Genomic DNA, 14,475 nt, shown 5'->3' with positions numbered 1-14,475 from the left:
CAATTTATACACAAGCTGTTCACACAATTTTCAATGAAAGCTGTGTATACCCAGCCCAACGAGTGAACCATGAACAACCCTGAAATCATCTTCTTTGACATCGACGACACCCTCTACCGCAAATACACGGATACCTTACGTCCTTCGGTTGCCCAAGCCATGCGCGAATTGAAAGCCAAAGGCATTTTGACTGCCATTGCCACCGGTCGTCCAGAAGCCGCCATTCCCGCCAAAGTCAAAGCCTTGATTCAAGAATGCGGTATCGACATGCTCGTTACCATCAACGGCCAATATATTTCCTTTCGCGGCAAACCCCTGCAAAGCTACCCGTTGGACATTGCCGACATCGAAACCGCCATCAACCTGCTTGAACAACATAAAATAGACTACGCATTCGTCAACAACCAAGAAATTGCCGTTTCCTCACATTCGCCGCGCGTTGTCGAAGGTTTATCGCATATCCTGCCCAACTTCCTGACTGACAAAGAATATTTCCGCAAACAACCTGTTTATCAAATGTTGGTCTTTGTGGATAAGGGAGAAGAAAAAATCCTGCACCCACTGACCCAGCAACACGGCTTCAAATCCGTCCGCTGGCATGAATATGCTGTGGATCTGCTGCGCAAAGAAGGTTCAAAAGCACGAGGCATTGCTCACGCAGTAGAAAAACTGGGGATTGATATGAACAAAGTGATGGCATTCGGCGACAGCTTCAACGACTTGGAAATGCTGTCAACCGTCGGCTTTGGCGTTGCCATGGGCAATGGCGAAGAAGCTGCTAAAGCTGCTGCACAATTCGTCTGCCCAAGTGTCGATGAAGACGGCGTATTGCGCGGCTTGCAAGACTTGGGCGTAATTTAAAACATCAAATCAAAAGGCCGTCTGAACATTTTTTCAGACGGCCTTGTTCTATCAATAAACTTCCTGCCTACTTCGGCAATACCAAAAAGCTAATCAATAATTCTTTAAATACGAATCCAAACACACCCAAGCCCAAAACCAAGAAGAGCATGGCAATGCCGAATTTGCCGGCTTTGGATTCTTTACCCAAGTTCCAAACGATAAAGCCCAAAAAGATAATCAGGCCGGTGAGGAGGATTTTCATTGCCCACGAGGCGAATTCTGCTTCAGACATTATTTTTTCCTTTTATTCTTAAGATGTGTGTTTAATTGCTTTCAGACGGCCTATTAAAATTTAAGGCCGTCTGAAATTTGTTTTTAGATTATTTGTTCAATGCTTGTTGCAAATCATCAATCAAATCGTCGATGTGTTCCAAACCGACAGAGAGGCGGATCAAGCCCGGGCGGATATTGGCGGCGAGTTTTTCTTCAGGCTGCATCCGGCCGTGCGTGGTTGTCCACGGATGGGTGATGGTCGAGCGCACATCGCCGAGGTTGGCAGTACGGGAGAAAAGCTCCACGCCGTCCACGACTTTCCATGCGGCTTCTTGGTCGGCGACTTCAAAGCCGATGACGATGCCGCCACCGTTTTGTTGCTTGCGGATAAGCTCTGCCTGCGGATGGTCGGGCAAACCGGTGTAGTACACGGCTTGGACTTGCGGCTGCTCTTTCAACCATTGTGCGATTTTCAGCGCATTGTCAAACTGTTTTTCCATACGCAGCGACAGGGTTTCCACGCCGCTTAACAACTGCCATGCATTAAACGGAGACATCGCCAGCCCGCAAGAGTTGCAATACATGGCAACTTGCGTCATCAATTCTTCCGAACCGGCCAATACGCCGCCCATCACGCGGCCGTGGCCGTCGATGGCTTTGGTTGCAGAAGAAACGGAAATATCCGCACCGTGTTTCAAAGGCTGCGAACCGACGGGCGACAAGAGGCTGTTGTCCACCACCAAAAGCGCGCCGATGCTGTGCGCCAGTTCAGCCAGCGCTTCCAAATCGGCAACTTCGCCCAATGGGTTGGACGGAGTTTCTAAAAACAGCAATTTGGTATTGTCTTTAACCGCGGCTTTCCACTCATTTACATCGGTTGGCGATACATGGCTGACTTCGATGCCGAACTTGGTAACGATGTTGTTGATGAAACCGACGGTCGTGCCGAACAGGCTGCGGCTGGAAACAACGTGGTCGCCTGCTTGCAAGAAGGTAAAAAACGCCGCCTGAATTGCAGACATACCGGTCGAAGTGGCTACCGCGCGCTCTGCGCCTTCCAATGCGGCAATGCGTTTTTCAAAAGCGGCAGTAGTCGGATTGGCTGTACGGGTATAGGTAAAGCCTTTAATTTTTTTGGAAAACAAATCTGCCGCATGTTGCGCGCTTTCCCACATGAAGCTGCTGGTCAAAAACAGCGCCTGATTGTGTTCGCGATATTCGGTCTGCTCTTTGCCGCCCCGGATGGCCAGCGTTTGCGGATGAAGTTTTTTGTTCATTTATTTTCCAATCTACTGTGTATTCCAATGGACGGAACAATATTTTCCGTCTGTTTAACTTGTTAACATTTTGCGCCGATTTCTACCATCTTTCAAGCCGAAGGCCGTGTTTCGGGCCGTCTGAAAAAACAGGAAAACCGTTTTTACTGATAAAGACGGCCATCGTGTTTCAACCAGCCGTCAGTATGCCGACCTGACGGGTCATGGTGCGTCCAATGGATAACGCCGCCCTGCTCCGACCATTCATATTCGCCGTAAAACGCTACTTTATCACCTTTTTTCAAGCCTTTGATTTTATCGGCCAAATCGATATTGTGTGCCACTAAAAGCGTTTGACCGCTGGAAAGCTTCAAGATAAAGCGTTGGTGGCGCGTGCCTTTGTTGTCATCCGGCAGGGTTTTCCATACCGTGCCCTCGCCCTCAACCTGAATATCGCTTTGTTCGTTTTCAAACGCCTGTTTCAAAACCGCTTCGGCTGATTCCTTGTCCGAACCGATTTGCTGCTGAGCCGTATCGGCATTCTTTTTGCCCGCATTATTTTGTTTTTGAACGGCTTCTATTTTCTGCTGATTCTGCGATTGTACCGACTGCTTGTTTTGCATTTTGTTATAGGCAAATACGGCAACCAAAGCAATCAGCAATACAATGATTTTATTTTTATTCATAACAATCTCAAAAAAAATGCCCGATTCTGCATCGGGCATATCAACTATTTAGAAAGGATATTTATCACGAAAACGTGAGCCGCCATTATACATGCTTCGCAAAATTTTAAGGGAAATTTATGCCAAGGGCCGTCTGAGACTTTTCAGACGGCCCGGATGCTCAGCGGCGGTATTTCATTTCAGTCTTCATATCGTCCAAAATACGTTTGACGTTGTGTTCCAACACATCCTCCACCAAGCCCGGCGCCTGCTCGTTCAGCATTTGCTGCAACTGATAAGTGAACAAGGCCATTTGTTTTTGTACGGCAATCCGAATCATGCCGTTGACCGCATCGGCCACATGGGGGCGCAAACGCTTAATCAGACGCTCGGTCAAATCTTTTTCAGAAACGCAGAATACTTCTCGGCGACCAATCGCTTGCGGGTTCAATACATTGATATGGACATTGATGGCCGGTTCTTGTTCAAGGCCGTCTGAAACTGCCTCTTCAGCCGCTTGCGCATCATCATTTTCCGGTTTTTCAGTTTCTTCCACTTCAGGCGCATCAAAATTTACGGCACCTGATTTCGGATTCAGTCTGACAGTGCGCGTCGATTCGATATGACGCTCTGAAGCCGCAGCCTGCAATGCCGATTGCGCGCTCAACCAGTTATCCTGCAAAACCACCATCGCATCGGTTTCCACTGCTTCTCCCTCGTCTGCGAGGGCAGTATTGTGTTCCAACTGCCAGCGGTACAAATATTCTTCCAATACTTTTTCACGATTGTCCGCATCTAATTTATATTCTTTTTTAGACGCGGTTTTGGGCGCAACATCGACAGCGTCGTCCGATTTTTTGACCAATGGCGCATGAGTCGGCGCGGTATTGAATTGTCGTGCCTGACGCAATCTTTCCAGGCGTTTTTCCCAATTCAGGTCTTCTTCCTCGAGGGCTGTGGGGTCAAGACGGTTGTTTTCCATAATAATCTCGTTTTTTCATTTTTATTGTGAACCGCATTCAAACCTAAAATCACTTGAAATACGGCCGATGGTTGGACATTTCCGGCAAGCCGGCGCAAGCGTCACATTTTAATATTAATTCGCTATATAATCACTATTTTATTTAATACTCAAGGATACATCATGAGCAGCATCGAACAACGCCTCGAATACTTGGAAGAAGCCAACGACGTTTTGCGTATGCAAAACCACGTCCTCGCCACCGCCCTCAAAGGCCTCATCCGTTCCCTGCCCTCCGACATGGCCAACGATGCCGTAGAATCCATCCAGCTTGCCTTTGAAGACGCGTTGGCAGAATTAAGCTACGAAGACAGTCCGCACACCGACCTCTTCCATGACGTAACCTACGCATTTTTCCGAGAAAAAGACCACTGATTTCGGCTAGTTTGTTCACAAAATTATGCTAAACTAAGATTTTATCCGTTAACATTTTATTAAGAAAGCACATATCATGAACATGAAAAAATGGCTGGCCACTGCCCTCGCTTGTTCCGCCCTTGCCCTGACTGCCTGCGGCGGTCAAAGCAACAATGCCTCTGCTCCTGCCGATAAAGTGTACCGTGTCGGCTCTAACGCCGAGTTTGCCCCATTTGAATCTTTGGATTCTGCTGGCAAAGTAGAAGGTTTTGACGTAGATTTGATGAATGCCATGGCAAAAGCCGGCAACTTCAAAGTCGAATTCAAACACCAGCCATGGGAAAGCCTCTTCCCTTCTCTGAACAACGGCGATGTGGACATCGTTATGTCCGGCGTAACCATCACTGACGACCGCAAACAAAGCATGCTCTTCAGCGACCCATACTTTGAAATCACCCAAGTCGTCCTCGTTCCAAAAGGCAAAAAAGTGGCCTCTTCCGAAGACCTGAAAAACATGGCCAAAGTCGGCGTGGTAACCGGCTACACAGGCGACTTCTCCGTTTCCAAACTCTTGGGCAACGACAATCCGAAAATCGCCCGCTTTGAAAGCGTTCCCCTGATTATCAAAGAATTGGAAAACGGCGGTCTGGATTCCGTAGTCAGCGACAGCGCGGTCATTGCCAACTATGTGAAAAACAACCCGACTAAAGGCTTGGATTTCATTTCCCTGCCTGACTTCACCATCGAAAACTACGGTATCGCTGCACGCAAAGGCGACGAAGCAACCATCAAAATGTTGAACGATGCGCTGAAAAAAGTACGCGAAAGTGGCGAATACGACAAAATTTACGCCAAATACTTTGCTAAAGAAGGAGAAAAAACCGAAGCAGCCAAATAATCTGGTTTGACCTCCTAAACTAAAGGCCGTCTGAAAACTTTTCAGACGGCCTTTAATCTGGTTAACGCCATTAAACGCAAGTATCCCCTATAATCAGCTTGTTTTTATCTTTCAAATGAAAGACACGCCATGATCAAACCCATCATCCTCAGCCTCGCTGCCGCAACCGCTTTGGCCGCCTGCTCCGCTTCTGAAAAACCAGAATCTCCTAACGTCGGCGCAGCCAATCCGGCTTCCGAGTTCTGCGTCAAACAAGGCGGCAAATCCGAAATCAAAAAAGATAAAGACGGTAGCGAATACGGCGTGTGCCACTTGCCTGATGGTAAAGTCGTTGAAGAATGGGAATATTTCCGTCAACACAACAAATAATTGCCCAATCATATAAAAGGCCGTCTGAACCCAAGTTTCAGACGGCCTTTTATTTAAACAGCGATTATTTTACTTCCAATTTGGTCACGCCGCCCATATACGGTTGCAACGCAGCAGGAACATTAATGCTGCCGTCGGCATTTTGATGGTTTTCCAAAACCGCCACCAAAGTACGGCCGACTGCCAAGCCTGAGCCGTTCAAAGTATGTACCAAACGGTTTTTACCGTTTTCATCTTTGAAACGCGTCTTCATGCGGCGAGCTTGGAAATCTTCGCAGTTGGAGCAGCTGGAAATCTCACGATAAGTATTTTGCGCCGGAACCCAAACTTCCAAGTCGTAGGTTTTGGTCGCGCCGAAGCCCATATCGCCGGTGCACAAAGTGATCACGCGGTATGGCAGTTCCAACGCTTTCAAAATATTTTCAGCATGACCGACCATTTCTTCCAGCGCTTCGTATGATTTTTCCGGATGAACGATTTGCACCATTTCCACTTTGTCAAATTGGTGTTGGCGAATCAAACCGCGCACATCTTTGCCGTATGCGCCCGCTTCGGAGCGGAAACATGGGGAATGCGCAGTCAATTTCAACGGCAAATCGCTGCCGGCTACGATGCTGTCGGCAACAGTATTGGTCAGCGTCACCTCGGCGGTCGGAATCAGATATTGCTTTTTCTTGCTCTCATCACCGCCGCGGGTAACGTGGAACAAATCTTCTGCAAATTTAGGCAGTTGACCCGTGCCCTGCAAAGTGGTGTCATCCACGATATAAGGCGTGTAATACTCGGTATAGCCGTGTTTCAGTGTGTGCGTGTCCAGCATGAACTGAGCCAAAGCGCGATGCAGACGGGCGATTTGGCCTTTCATCACGGTAAAGCGCGCGCCGGAAAGTTTCGCACCGCCTTCAAAATCCAAGCCCAAAGGCTCGCCCAAATCAACATGGTCTTTGATTTCAAAGTCAAATTCGCGCGGTGTGCCGACTTTGCGGACTTCAACGTTTTCAGTTTCATCTTTACCGACAGGCACGCTTTCGTGCGGCAGGTTCGGAATGCTCAGCAGCCAAGCATCCAATTCTTTCTGAACGGCATCCAAATCAGCGGTAGCCTGCTCCAAATCCGCCTTGATTTGGGCAACCTGATCCATCGCAGCTTGAGCTTCTTCGTGTTTGCCTTGACCTTTCAACGCACCGATTTGTTTGGAAATACTGTTTCGTGAAGCCTGCAACTCTTCTGTTTTCACTTGAACGGCTTTGCGTTGCTCTTCCAAAGCGTTGAAACGCGCGGTATCAAACTCATAACCGCGTGCGGCCAAACGTTCGGCAACTGCGGCGGTATTGCTGCGGAGCAATTGGATGTCTAACATTGTTTTCTCTCGTTAAGATTCAGAATGGCATTATTGTAAACCAATTTAAAGATATTTTCACAGCAACACATGTCAGTGCCCCCTGCAGCTAATCAATTATAGAAAAATCATTTCGCATAGCTCATCCACACTTAATACTTTCAAATAGTTAAACTTGAATTGCATAATCTGCATATGCCATAATTCCTTAATATTCATTAACAACACAGGTACAAAATCCATTCAAGCGATATCGCCCAACAAAACAAGTAAATTGTAAAACCAGTTATAACCTACTATGTTGCCGAAAATCCATTTTCAGCAGACAAATTTGTCTTACTACACAACCTAACTGTTATCACATTAAAATAAAGCAGCAATTCAAAAGGGATATATATGGCTACCTATTTCATTTCACGTCATCAAGGTGCAATTGAATGGATAAAGCAACAGCCGCAATGGCAAATAGATGTCTTTACAACACATCTGGATACAGCGCAAATTCAAGCAGGCGATGTGGTTCTAGGAACCCTACCCTTACACTTAGCGGCAGAAGTATGCAAACGCGGCGCAAAATTTTATTTTTTAATTTTGCCGCAAGATTACGACGAACGCGGTAGCGAACATACTGCTGCGGCCATGTCTGTAGCAGGCGCAACGTTACAACGATTTGAAGTCACAAAAATTACCGAATAAATCCCCAAACCATTCAAAAACATCCACTTGAATACACAAGATATTATTTTAAAATTACCATACTATTACTTGGAGGAGTCTTCCATGTCCAAAACCATCATTGCCCTAAGCACTGCCGAACAACTTGCCTCTACCATTCCCGATTGGCAACAATACAATATTCAATCAGAAAACGTGCCTGATCACTTATCCCGTTTTCAGACGGCCGACTGCATTTTGTGCTTACCGGATACTCCCGCGTCATTCTTAGTAGCTGCATGGAAGCGTTTCCCCAAAAGCCGTCTTTTTATCGCACAAGACCCTCAACAATGGTTGGACGGACAAACACGACAATCTATCGATCTTAAACACGCGTTGTCCTCTTTCGTACAACCCGAAAAAAAACAACAGGACGCAGCCTCTCCCTCTACCAAAAAACAAACCAATCAGCCAAACAATCCGTCTGAAGGTATGAAGGACGGTGCACTGCTATTTGAAATTTTCAAAATTACCTCATGGGGCTTAGACAGCAAAGACAACCAAGAAAAAGTAAAAGAGCTCCTTTACCTCGCTGCGCAACGCAGTAAAGAATTGGCAAGTCGCGCCCAACAATGTAAACAACAGGGAGAACGTGCCCGTCTGCTGGCTCAAGAATTAGAAACCCTGTTCAAAAAAGGCGACCAGACATCCCTAAAGGCTTGGTTTGATGAGCAACAAACTCACCAAAAATTAAGCCAACGCATCAAAGATCACTTATCCTTCACACTGAGCAAACTCAACAAGCGAAAAGACAAGAAAAAAAATTTCGTCCACACACAAGACTGTGCAGTACAAACGCCCCAATTTAGCAAACACCACCCCAACAGCCTGCGCCACCTTCCTGTAAATGCCGACTGGGAAATCGTCATTGACGAAACAGGCAAAGAGTTTGAACATGCAGAAAGTTTATCCATAAACGACCACAGCTTAGGCCGATACGTTGCACTGGTCATTCCGAAAGGAAAAGCCAAACTGGACAAACTGCCAGCAACATTCCACGCAGCGGAAGAAAAACCCGAACTGCTGGATAAAGTCATCAACAACATTCTCTCGCAACCGGTAGGCGTACTGGGTATCACAGCCAAAGATCCGCTTTCCTTCAACCGCCCGCGCTGGTTTAGCGGTGTGTACCGTCTGTTGCAACTTACTTTACGCCTATTACCCCTGCCTAACGAAGGCGACAAAAAAGTGAGTGTATTTATTGAACAACGCGGCGACTTCAACTCCGCGACCGATTTACAGATTTTAAAACATTTACTGCAAAGCGAATTACAAAGCATAGATGAAACACGTTTCAGCCAACTGACTTTATCTCTAGAAATCGTCCCAAAAGGCGAACATCCCTATCTTGCCCATGTAGATGCACTGGCACACTGCTGGGGTGGCTCCTCTGCCAAAAAACGTCTGACCAATGCCAAATTCAAAGGGCATTGTTTCCTTACGCCCGAGAGCGGCGAATTAGAACGCATCTACGCCGCACTGGATGGCAAGACAGCCTTGTCGTCGCAAGAGTGGTTCAAAGCAGTCTGCTGCCTGTCAGACGAACCAGAACACAGCCTATTGCGAGAAGCCATGCAACAACTCGGTTCACGTTGCAAAACGCAGCCTGAAATTTGGCAAAACTATTTACAAACAGTCCGCCTCCGCCTGAACGAAAAAGATTACCGTCCACAAGACCTGGACGAAATCTTAGGTTGGCTGCAAACCTACGCCCCGGCAGAAAACAAACTGCCGCCACTATTACAACTACGTTTTCAAGCAGCCCGGCTTGCGGCCGACAACCACCAAGGCAGGATGCGCATGGAAGCCGTGCAAAACCTGCTTGACCTCGGCAACGCCCTGAAGCAGGAAGCCGCTCCGGAAGTCGCGCAGGTATATAACCGCCTGGCCGTAGCCGCCACCAACATATACGAATTCGACTACGCCAAACAAATTTTAGAACACGCGCTCACCCTGTCTGAAATGGCTGTCGGACGACAACAATACGGCAGGTTGCAATCAGGTATGGGGCAGGTATACGCCTTTTTGGGAGAACACCAAACCGCCGCATCCTTCTTCGACCAAGCGGTCGAAACATTTAAAAAATTATCCGATCCGGCCGCAGCGCAAAAAGACATTTGTCAAACCAGCCTGTACCAACTGCACAATGCATTGGACGCAGGAGAAGAATGGGAAAATATACAGCCGCTTGCCACATCCGTTTTCGGAAACGACTTAGACAAAGCCGCCAAAAAATTCTCAGTCAGCCCGGATGACCGTTTTACCCACCATACATTATTGCGCCTGTTTGCCGCCTATCCGCAGCAAACCGCATCCGCACAAAAAACCTATTTAAACAACGAAGCAAACTGGCAGAGCGACACAGGACACCCATGGCAGCTTATCCAGCTATGGCGCGGCTGGCTGGCACACTTTGCAGGCAACGACTATATCGCCTCAGAAGCCTTTAACCTTGCCCTAAATGAAGAATCAGACGGCCTGACCCTGAAATGGATTGCACTGGTAACAGCCGTTTTGGCAGAAAGGCTCGGCTTAGGCAAATCCTGCCCTTACCCCATTGCCGCCGAAGCCGCCTGCCTGCAAGCACAGCTTCCCCAAGCACCTCATGCAGCCCTGCAAGTCCTGCAACAAAGCGAAGCCGAGACAGAAAAGCTACTTGCCGCATTAAAAGCCTGTTTACCGTTTAACTTCAAATAAAAGAAACATACCGGCGCGGCAAACCTTTTTCAGGCCGTCTGAAACCCTCAAGCAAAGCGAAACCATATGTCACAGATCCAACACTACTTTATCATCCTCTCCGAACACAATATCGCCGAATACCGCGCCTGCCTACACCTGCAGCCCCAAAACGTCCACCTCATCGTCACCGACTGGGTGGCCGGAAAAAACGCGCATATCCGTTTCAAAAACACACTGGAGCAAAGCGAGCAATTTCACGGCAAAATCCATGAACTCGGTTTTCAAAGCGGCGGCAAGCTCTTCGGCGAACGAACCAAAGAAATCCAAAGTTGGCTGCAAACCGTCTTCAAAGCCTACTGCGCCGAACACCGCATTGCCAAAAACGCCATACTCAACATCACAGGCGGCACAAAAATCCTGTCCCAAATGCTTGCCGCCCAGACCGGCATATGGCAGGAGATGCACTACCAAGCCTTCCAACGCAGCAGCAACCAAATCCACATAGACCGCCTCAATCCCGACAACCTGGCATTTCTGGACGAAATCGTCCTACACAACCGATTTTCCCTGCGCGACGGCTTGAAACTCTATGCCGACGAAATCGGCGAACATAGCCCCAACCCCATTATCAAGCATCCCGACAGCCTGCCCCTTGCCCAAATGCGTTTTGCCGCCCAAAACATGAAGCAGCCTGAAAACGGCAATCTGTTCCCCGCCGTTATGCCCGTATTGGAAAACGCATGGACACAAAAATATCCCAAAGACCAAAAAGAAATCCTGCTTGAATGGCAAGCGTTCGGGCTTGCACAACCCGACGAGCTCAAACCCTTTCTTGAAAGGCTGATCAACCTGATTGACCCACAAGACCAAATCCGCCTAGACGAAAAAGGACTGATCCTACCCATCAAATACAAAAAAAACAAAACCCAAACTCACTATTGGAAAAAATGGATAAGCGGCGACTGGTTTGAACAACTCATTTACACATGGTTGAAAGAAAACGGCGTGAAAGACGAAGAACTGGAGACAGGTTTGCAACTGATACAAGGAGAAAGTAAGGGCAACGAAACCGACATTTTGCTGTTCCGTAAAAACCAACTGATTTTTTGCGAGCTCAAATCCGATTTAAGCTCCGAAAGCAAGCTGGCAGACCCACTAAGGCAAGTGATCGACCAAAGCCTCAACATGGGCAAAGTGCGCCGCGTCCTGATTTTGTCGCCCGTCATTAAAAACAATGCAAAGCCGCAGCAATGGACGGCATTCGAGCGCAACTGCGCCGCCAAAAATATCCAAATCATCATCGCCGTCAACAAAGAATCGCTGAAAATCCTGACAAACTGACATCAAAATCCCCTTAACACTTTACTGTCGTCTGAAACAGCTAAAAAGCATTGTCGAATACAGAGTACAAAGCTATAATCTGCATCACAAGTTTTCCGACGGATAACGAAAAGTCTGTCTTTCGGCTGCTCTTTTCAGTTAATATTTCGTTAATTAATGTCTTTGTTTGTTAAGAGAAAATGCTAACATTTCTTAACCGTGCAGAGCTTTGAAAATAATGGGATTTTTTAATTGAGTGCAGTCGGAAGACTTGCCCCACTAATCGGGGATTAAGACCTAGCTCTTTCAGCCAGAACCCACTCTTCTCTTACGTCGGAAGACTTGCCCCACTAATCGGGGATTAAGACTTTGATAGCATTTGCAGATGGTCGTTTGTTGAAGTCGGAAGACTTGCCCCACTAATCGGGGATTAAGACAAAGTCTCTGCTATAGAAGCAGCAGATTTGAACAGGTCGGAAGACTTGCCCCACTAATCGGGGATTAAGACATGGTTTGATGGTTATTTGCCCAATTTCTCGGCGTCGGAAGACTTGCCCCACTAATCGGGGATTAAGACGCCAGTCGGCTGGCTCGCATGGTCTTGCGGATACGTCGGAAGACTTGCCCCACTAATCGGGGATTAAGACTTATGCCTTAATCTACATACTTCTCTAACCAAGGGTCGGAAGACTTGCCCCACTAATCGGGGATTAAGACCGTTTGTCGTCACCATAAAATTTTCCATTCCAAGTCGGAAGACTTGCCCCACTAATCGGGGATTAAGACGTCTTCAAAGCGTTCTTTGTAGCATACTTTACCGCGTCGGAAGACTTGCCCCACTAATCGGGGATTAAGACTTCTTCAAAAACTTGTGTTTCAATATTTGAGTTATGTCGGAAGACTTGCCCCACTAATCGGGGATTAAGACTAACATTTGTTTTTGTTTCTCTAAGAATGATTGCGTCGGAAGACTTGCCCCACTAATCGGGGATTAAGACAGTAGTCTCTTCATTGCTTACTCACCTTCGTATTGTCGGAAGACTTGCCCCACTAATCGGGGATTAAGACTCATTGCTGATAAAGAATGGCTCAAAAACAATGCGTCGGAAGACTTGCCCCACTAATCGGGGATTAAGACTTGTCAGCCGTTTTCTTAACCCACTTCTTCATCAAGTCGGAAGACTTGCCCCATCTAATTTTGATGGCTTTTCAGACGGCCTTACTTTAAGGCCGTCTGAAAATATCCGCTGTCTTACCCTTTTCATTGGGACAAAAATAAAACGGCCTTGACGGTTTGCTCCGTCAAGGCCGTTTTATTGTATCCGGCGTATCTTTACAGTGTCCGAATAATGCGGTACTGCCCGTTGCCGAATACCGTTTCTTTTCCCAAATGCAACCATTGCCCGATATACAGCATTTGTGCGAAAGCGGGGGAAAGGTCGGTCAATTGCCATGTTCCGATGATGCCGCTCAACGGCGTAGTTTGCTTTTGACGGTTGGAAAAGCGGCGGTGTTCGTGCCATAAAAGCTGCGGAGACTGTCCTTGTCCTGCGGCTTGTACGGTCAGCTCGGCCGTGTCGGCGTTGTTTTGCCAATAAAGCCGGGCAAGCGTCAGATAGCGGCGCATAAGTTGGCGCAGAAAAATTGCCTGAGTCATTTCGTTCTCGCGCAAAATCCTGCCTTTTTGCTGGATACGCAAGGGGGTGAGCAGCTGTATACGCGCCTGCGCAGGATAGTATTCGGGTAGCTTGATGCTGTTATGATGTTGCCCGATGAGGCCACCGCGCCCTGCAATCATCAGAAAACTGCCGTCCGCCTGTTGCACGGCGATGCTTGTTAATTCTCCTTTGCCGGTATTGTTTACACCCAGCCCTTTGGCAAAGGCTTGGGCAAATACGGCGCCAATCAAGGGCAGGCTGTGCCGTGCCTGTCCAAACAGTACCAAATCAAACGAATAATCGGCACCGGCGGGAAAATGCGTGGGCGCGAATAACGGCGTTTCGACCACATAAGGCGGCGGCGGATTTTGGCGCACGCTGCTGGGTAAATCGGCACGGGGCGCCGGCTCGAAAATTTGCGCATACGGACAGCCTGAAAGATGCGGCGTTTGGTCTATGGGGCAGGTGCAGGCGGCTGCCAAAAGTGCATGCCCGAATACACCGCGCAGGGTCGAAGCCGCATAAGGGGGAAGCTGTAAATTTTGTGTCAGCGTAAAGGTTAACCGATAGCGGGCTATGGGCAATTCCGAGGGAAGGTCAAGCGGATTCATGACGGATATGTGAATAAAAAATGGCATGATACGGCGTTTCTGCCGGCCTGAAAATACAAAATGCAGCGAATTGAATCCACGTGCGCCTTTTAAATAAGAAAATCCCTGCTTGAATAAGGAAATTTCCTGATACTGATCATCCGCCCCGCCCTGATTGGAAAGACAATCAAATTGCTGTGGCGTATGATGTTTTCATTCTCTCCCGATATTTATCCCCTAAAAAATCCTCATGATTTCAACTTGGCCGCTATGACTTTCAGGCCGTCTGAAACACTCTTCTCCTTTATTAATCCCCGCATTTTTCTCATTTCACAACGCTCAAAAAAATACAAATTTGTAGTGTTCGCTTTTAGTTCTTCATCCGCATAGAATTCATTTTGTGGTTACGGCAGGGAAAAAAATTACGGTTTGAACCCGATTTTCCTCGCCCAATGAAATTGACAAATTCAACCATGAAGTCAGCGCTGCAAAT

Annotated in this window: 13 protein-coding genes and 1 CRISPR repeat array; of the genes, 7 read left to right on the top strand and 6 right to left on the bottom strand. The window is 47.6% G+C overall.

The annotated features are described in order from the left end of the window. Positions 1 to 69 precede the first annotated feature (69 nt). On the top strand, positions 70 to 861 hold the full coding sequence (locus tag CYJ98_RS01700; RefSeq protein ID WP_101755044.1) for a Cof-type HAD-IIB family hydrolase: 792 nt from the start codon (positions 70 to 72) through the stop codon (positions 859 to 861). 67 nt (positions 862 to 928) lie between these two features. On the opposite strand, the gene CYJ98_RS01695 is transcribed toward CYJ98_RS01700, so the two are convergent. The 4 genes from CYJ98_RS01695 to CYJ98_RS01680 form a co-directional block, all read right to left on the bottom strand. Next, positions 929 to 1,135 carry a DUF2788 domain-containing protein gene (locus tag CYJ98_RS01695; protein WP_003747401.1) on the bottom strand — a complete coding sequence of 69 codons (207 nt, stop codon included), beginning with the start codon at positions 1,133 to 1,135 and terminating at the stop codon, positions 929 to 931. 88 nt (positions 1,136 to 1,223) lie between these two features. Continuing rightward, on the bottom strand, positions 1,224 to 2,393 hold the full coding sequence (metZ, locus tag CYJ98_RS01690) for an O-succinylhomoserine sulfhydrylase (protein ID WP_101755043.1): 1,170 nt from the start codon (positions 2,391 to 2,393) through the stop codon (positions 1,224 to 1,226). Between the two features lie 143 nt (positions 2,394 to 2,536). Beyond that, positions 2,537 to 3,097, bottom strand: coding sequence for a DUF3465 domain-containing protein (locus tag CYJ98_RS01685; RefSeq protein WP_101755042.1), 561 nt, complete (start codon positions 3,095 to 3,097; stop codon positions 2,537 to 2,539). Between the two features lie 121 nt (positions 3,098 to 3,218). Then, complete coding sequence (locus tag CYJ98_RS01680) at positions 3,219 to 4,019, bottom strand: hypothetical protein (protein ID WP_101755041.1); 801 nt, start codon at positions 4,017 to 4,019, stop codon at positions 3,219 to 3,221. Positions 4,020 to 4,181: 162 nt separating this feature from the next. Between CYJ98_RS01680 and CYJ98_RS01675 the strand changes: the two genes are divergently transcribed. The 3 genes from CYJ98_RS01675 (at position 4,182) to CYJ98_RS01665 (ending at position 5,682) form a co-directional block, all read left to right on the top strand. Then, positions 4,182 to 4,433, top strand: coding sequence for an NGO1151 family protein (locus CYJ98_RS01675; RefSeq protein ID WP_070588139.1), 252 nt, complete (start codon positions 4,182 to 4,184; stop codon positions 4,431 to 4,433). A gap of 76 nt (positions 4,434 to 4,509) precedes the next feature. After that, positions 4,510 to 5,313, top strand: coding sequence for a basic amino acid ABC transporter substrate-binding protein (locus CYJ98_RS01670; protein ID WP_049347925.1), 804 nt, complete (start codon positions 4,510 to 4,512; stop codon positions 5,311 to 5,313). A 129-nt stretch (positions 5,314 to 5,442) separates the two neighbouring features. Continuing rightward, entirely contained in the window at positions 5,443 to 5,682 is a 240-nt protein-coding gene (locus CYJ98_RS01665) for a DUF333 domain-containing protein (protein ID WP_101755040.1), read from the top strand. Positions 5,683 to 5,746: 64 nt separating this feature from the next. Here the strand turns inward: CYJ98_RS01665 and serS are convergent, their stop codons facing one another. Further along, a complete protein-coding gene (gene serS, locus CYJ98_RS01660) occupies positions 5,747 to 7,042 on the bottom strand; it encodes a serine--tRNA ligase (protein WP_101755039.1) in 1,296 nt (431 codons plus the stop codon). A 375-nt stretch (positions 7,043 to 7,417) separates the two neighbouring features. Here serS and csx16 point away from each other — a divergent pair, with 375 nt between their 5' ends. The 3 genes from csx16 to CYJ98_RS01645 all read left to right on the top strand — a co-directional run bounded on the left by csx16 (position 7,418) and on the right by CYJ98_RS01645 (position 11,755). Next, positions 7,418 to 7,717 carry a CRISPR-associated protein Csx16 gene (gene csx16, locus CYJ98_RS01655; RefSeq protein WP_101755038.1) on the top strand — a complete coding sequence of 100 codons (300 nt, stop codon included), beginning with the start codon at positions 7,418 to 7,420 and terminating at the stop codon, positions 7,715 to 7,717. 84 nt (positions 7,718 to 7,801) lie between these two features. Then, complete coding sequence (locus CYJ98_RS01650; RefSeq protein WP_101755037.1) at positions 7,802 to 10,432, top strand: tetratricopeptide repeat protein; 2,631 nt, start codon at positions 7,802 to 7,804, stop codon at positions 10,430 to 10,432. A 66-nt stretch (positions 10,433 to 10,498) separates the two neighbouring features. Then, entirely contained in the window at positions 10,499 to 11,755 is a 1,257-nt protein-coding gene (locus tag CYJ98_RS01645) for a hypothetical protein (protein ID WP_101755036.1), read from the top strand. Between the two features lie 240 nt (positions 11,756 to 11,995). Continuing rightward, a CRISPR array of direct repeats spans positions 11,996 to 12,872; the repeat unit is 36 nt; unit sequence GTCGGAAGACTTGCCCCACTAATCGGGGATTAAGAC. Positions 12,873 to 13,067: 195 nt separating this feature from the next. Here CYJ98_RS01645 and cas6 read toward each other — a convergent pair. After that, positions 13,068 to 14,003, bottom strand: a complete 936-nt coding sequence (gene cas6 / locus CYJ98_RS01640) for a CRISPR system precrRNA processing endoribonuclease RAMP protein Cas6 (protein ID WP_101755242.1) — start codon at positions 14,001 to 14,003, stop codon at positions 13,068 to 13,070. Positions 14,004 to 14,475 lie beyond the last annotated feature (472 nt).

It is taken from the genome of Neisseria perflava (genome assembly GCF_002863305.2).
Classification (GTDB): domain Bacteria; phylum Pseudomonadota; class Gammaproteobacteria; order Burkholderiales; family Neisseriaceae; genus Neisseria; species Neisseria perflava_A.
Note: the sequence above shows the minus strand (reverse complement) of the source record. Positions and strands in the feature narration are given on the sequence as shown.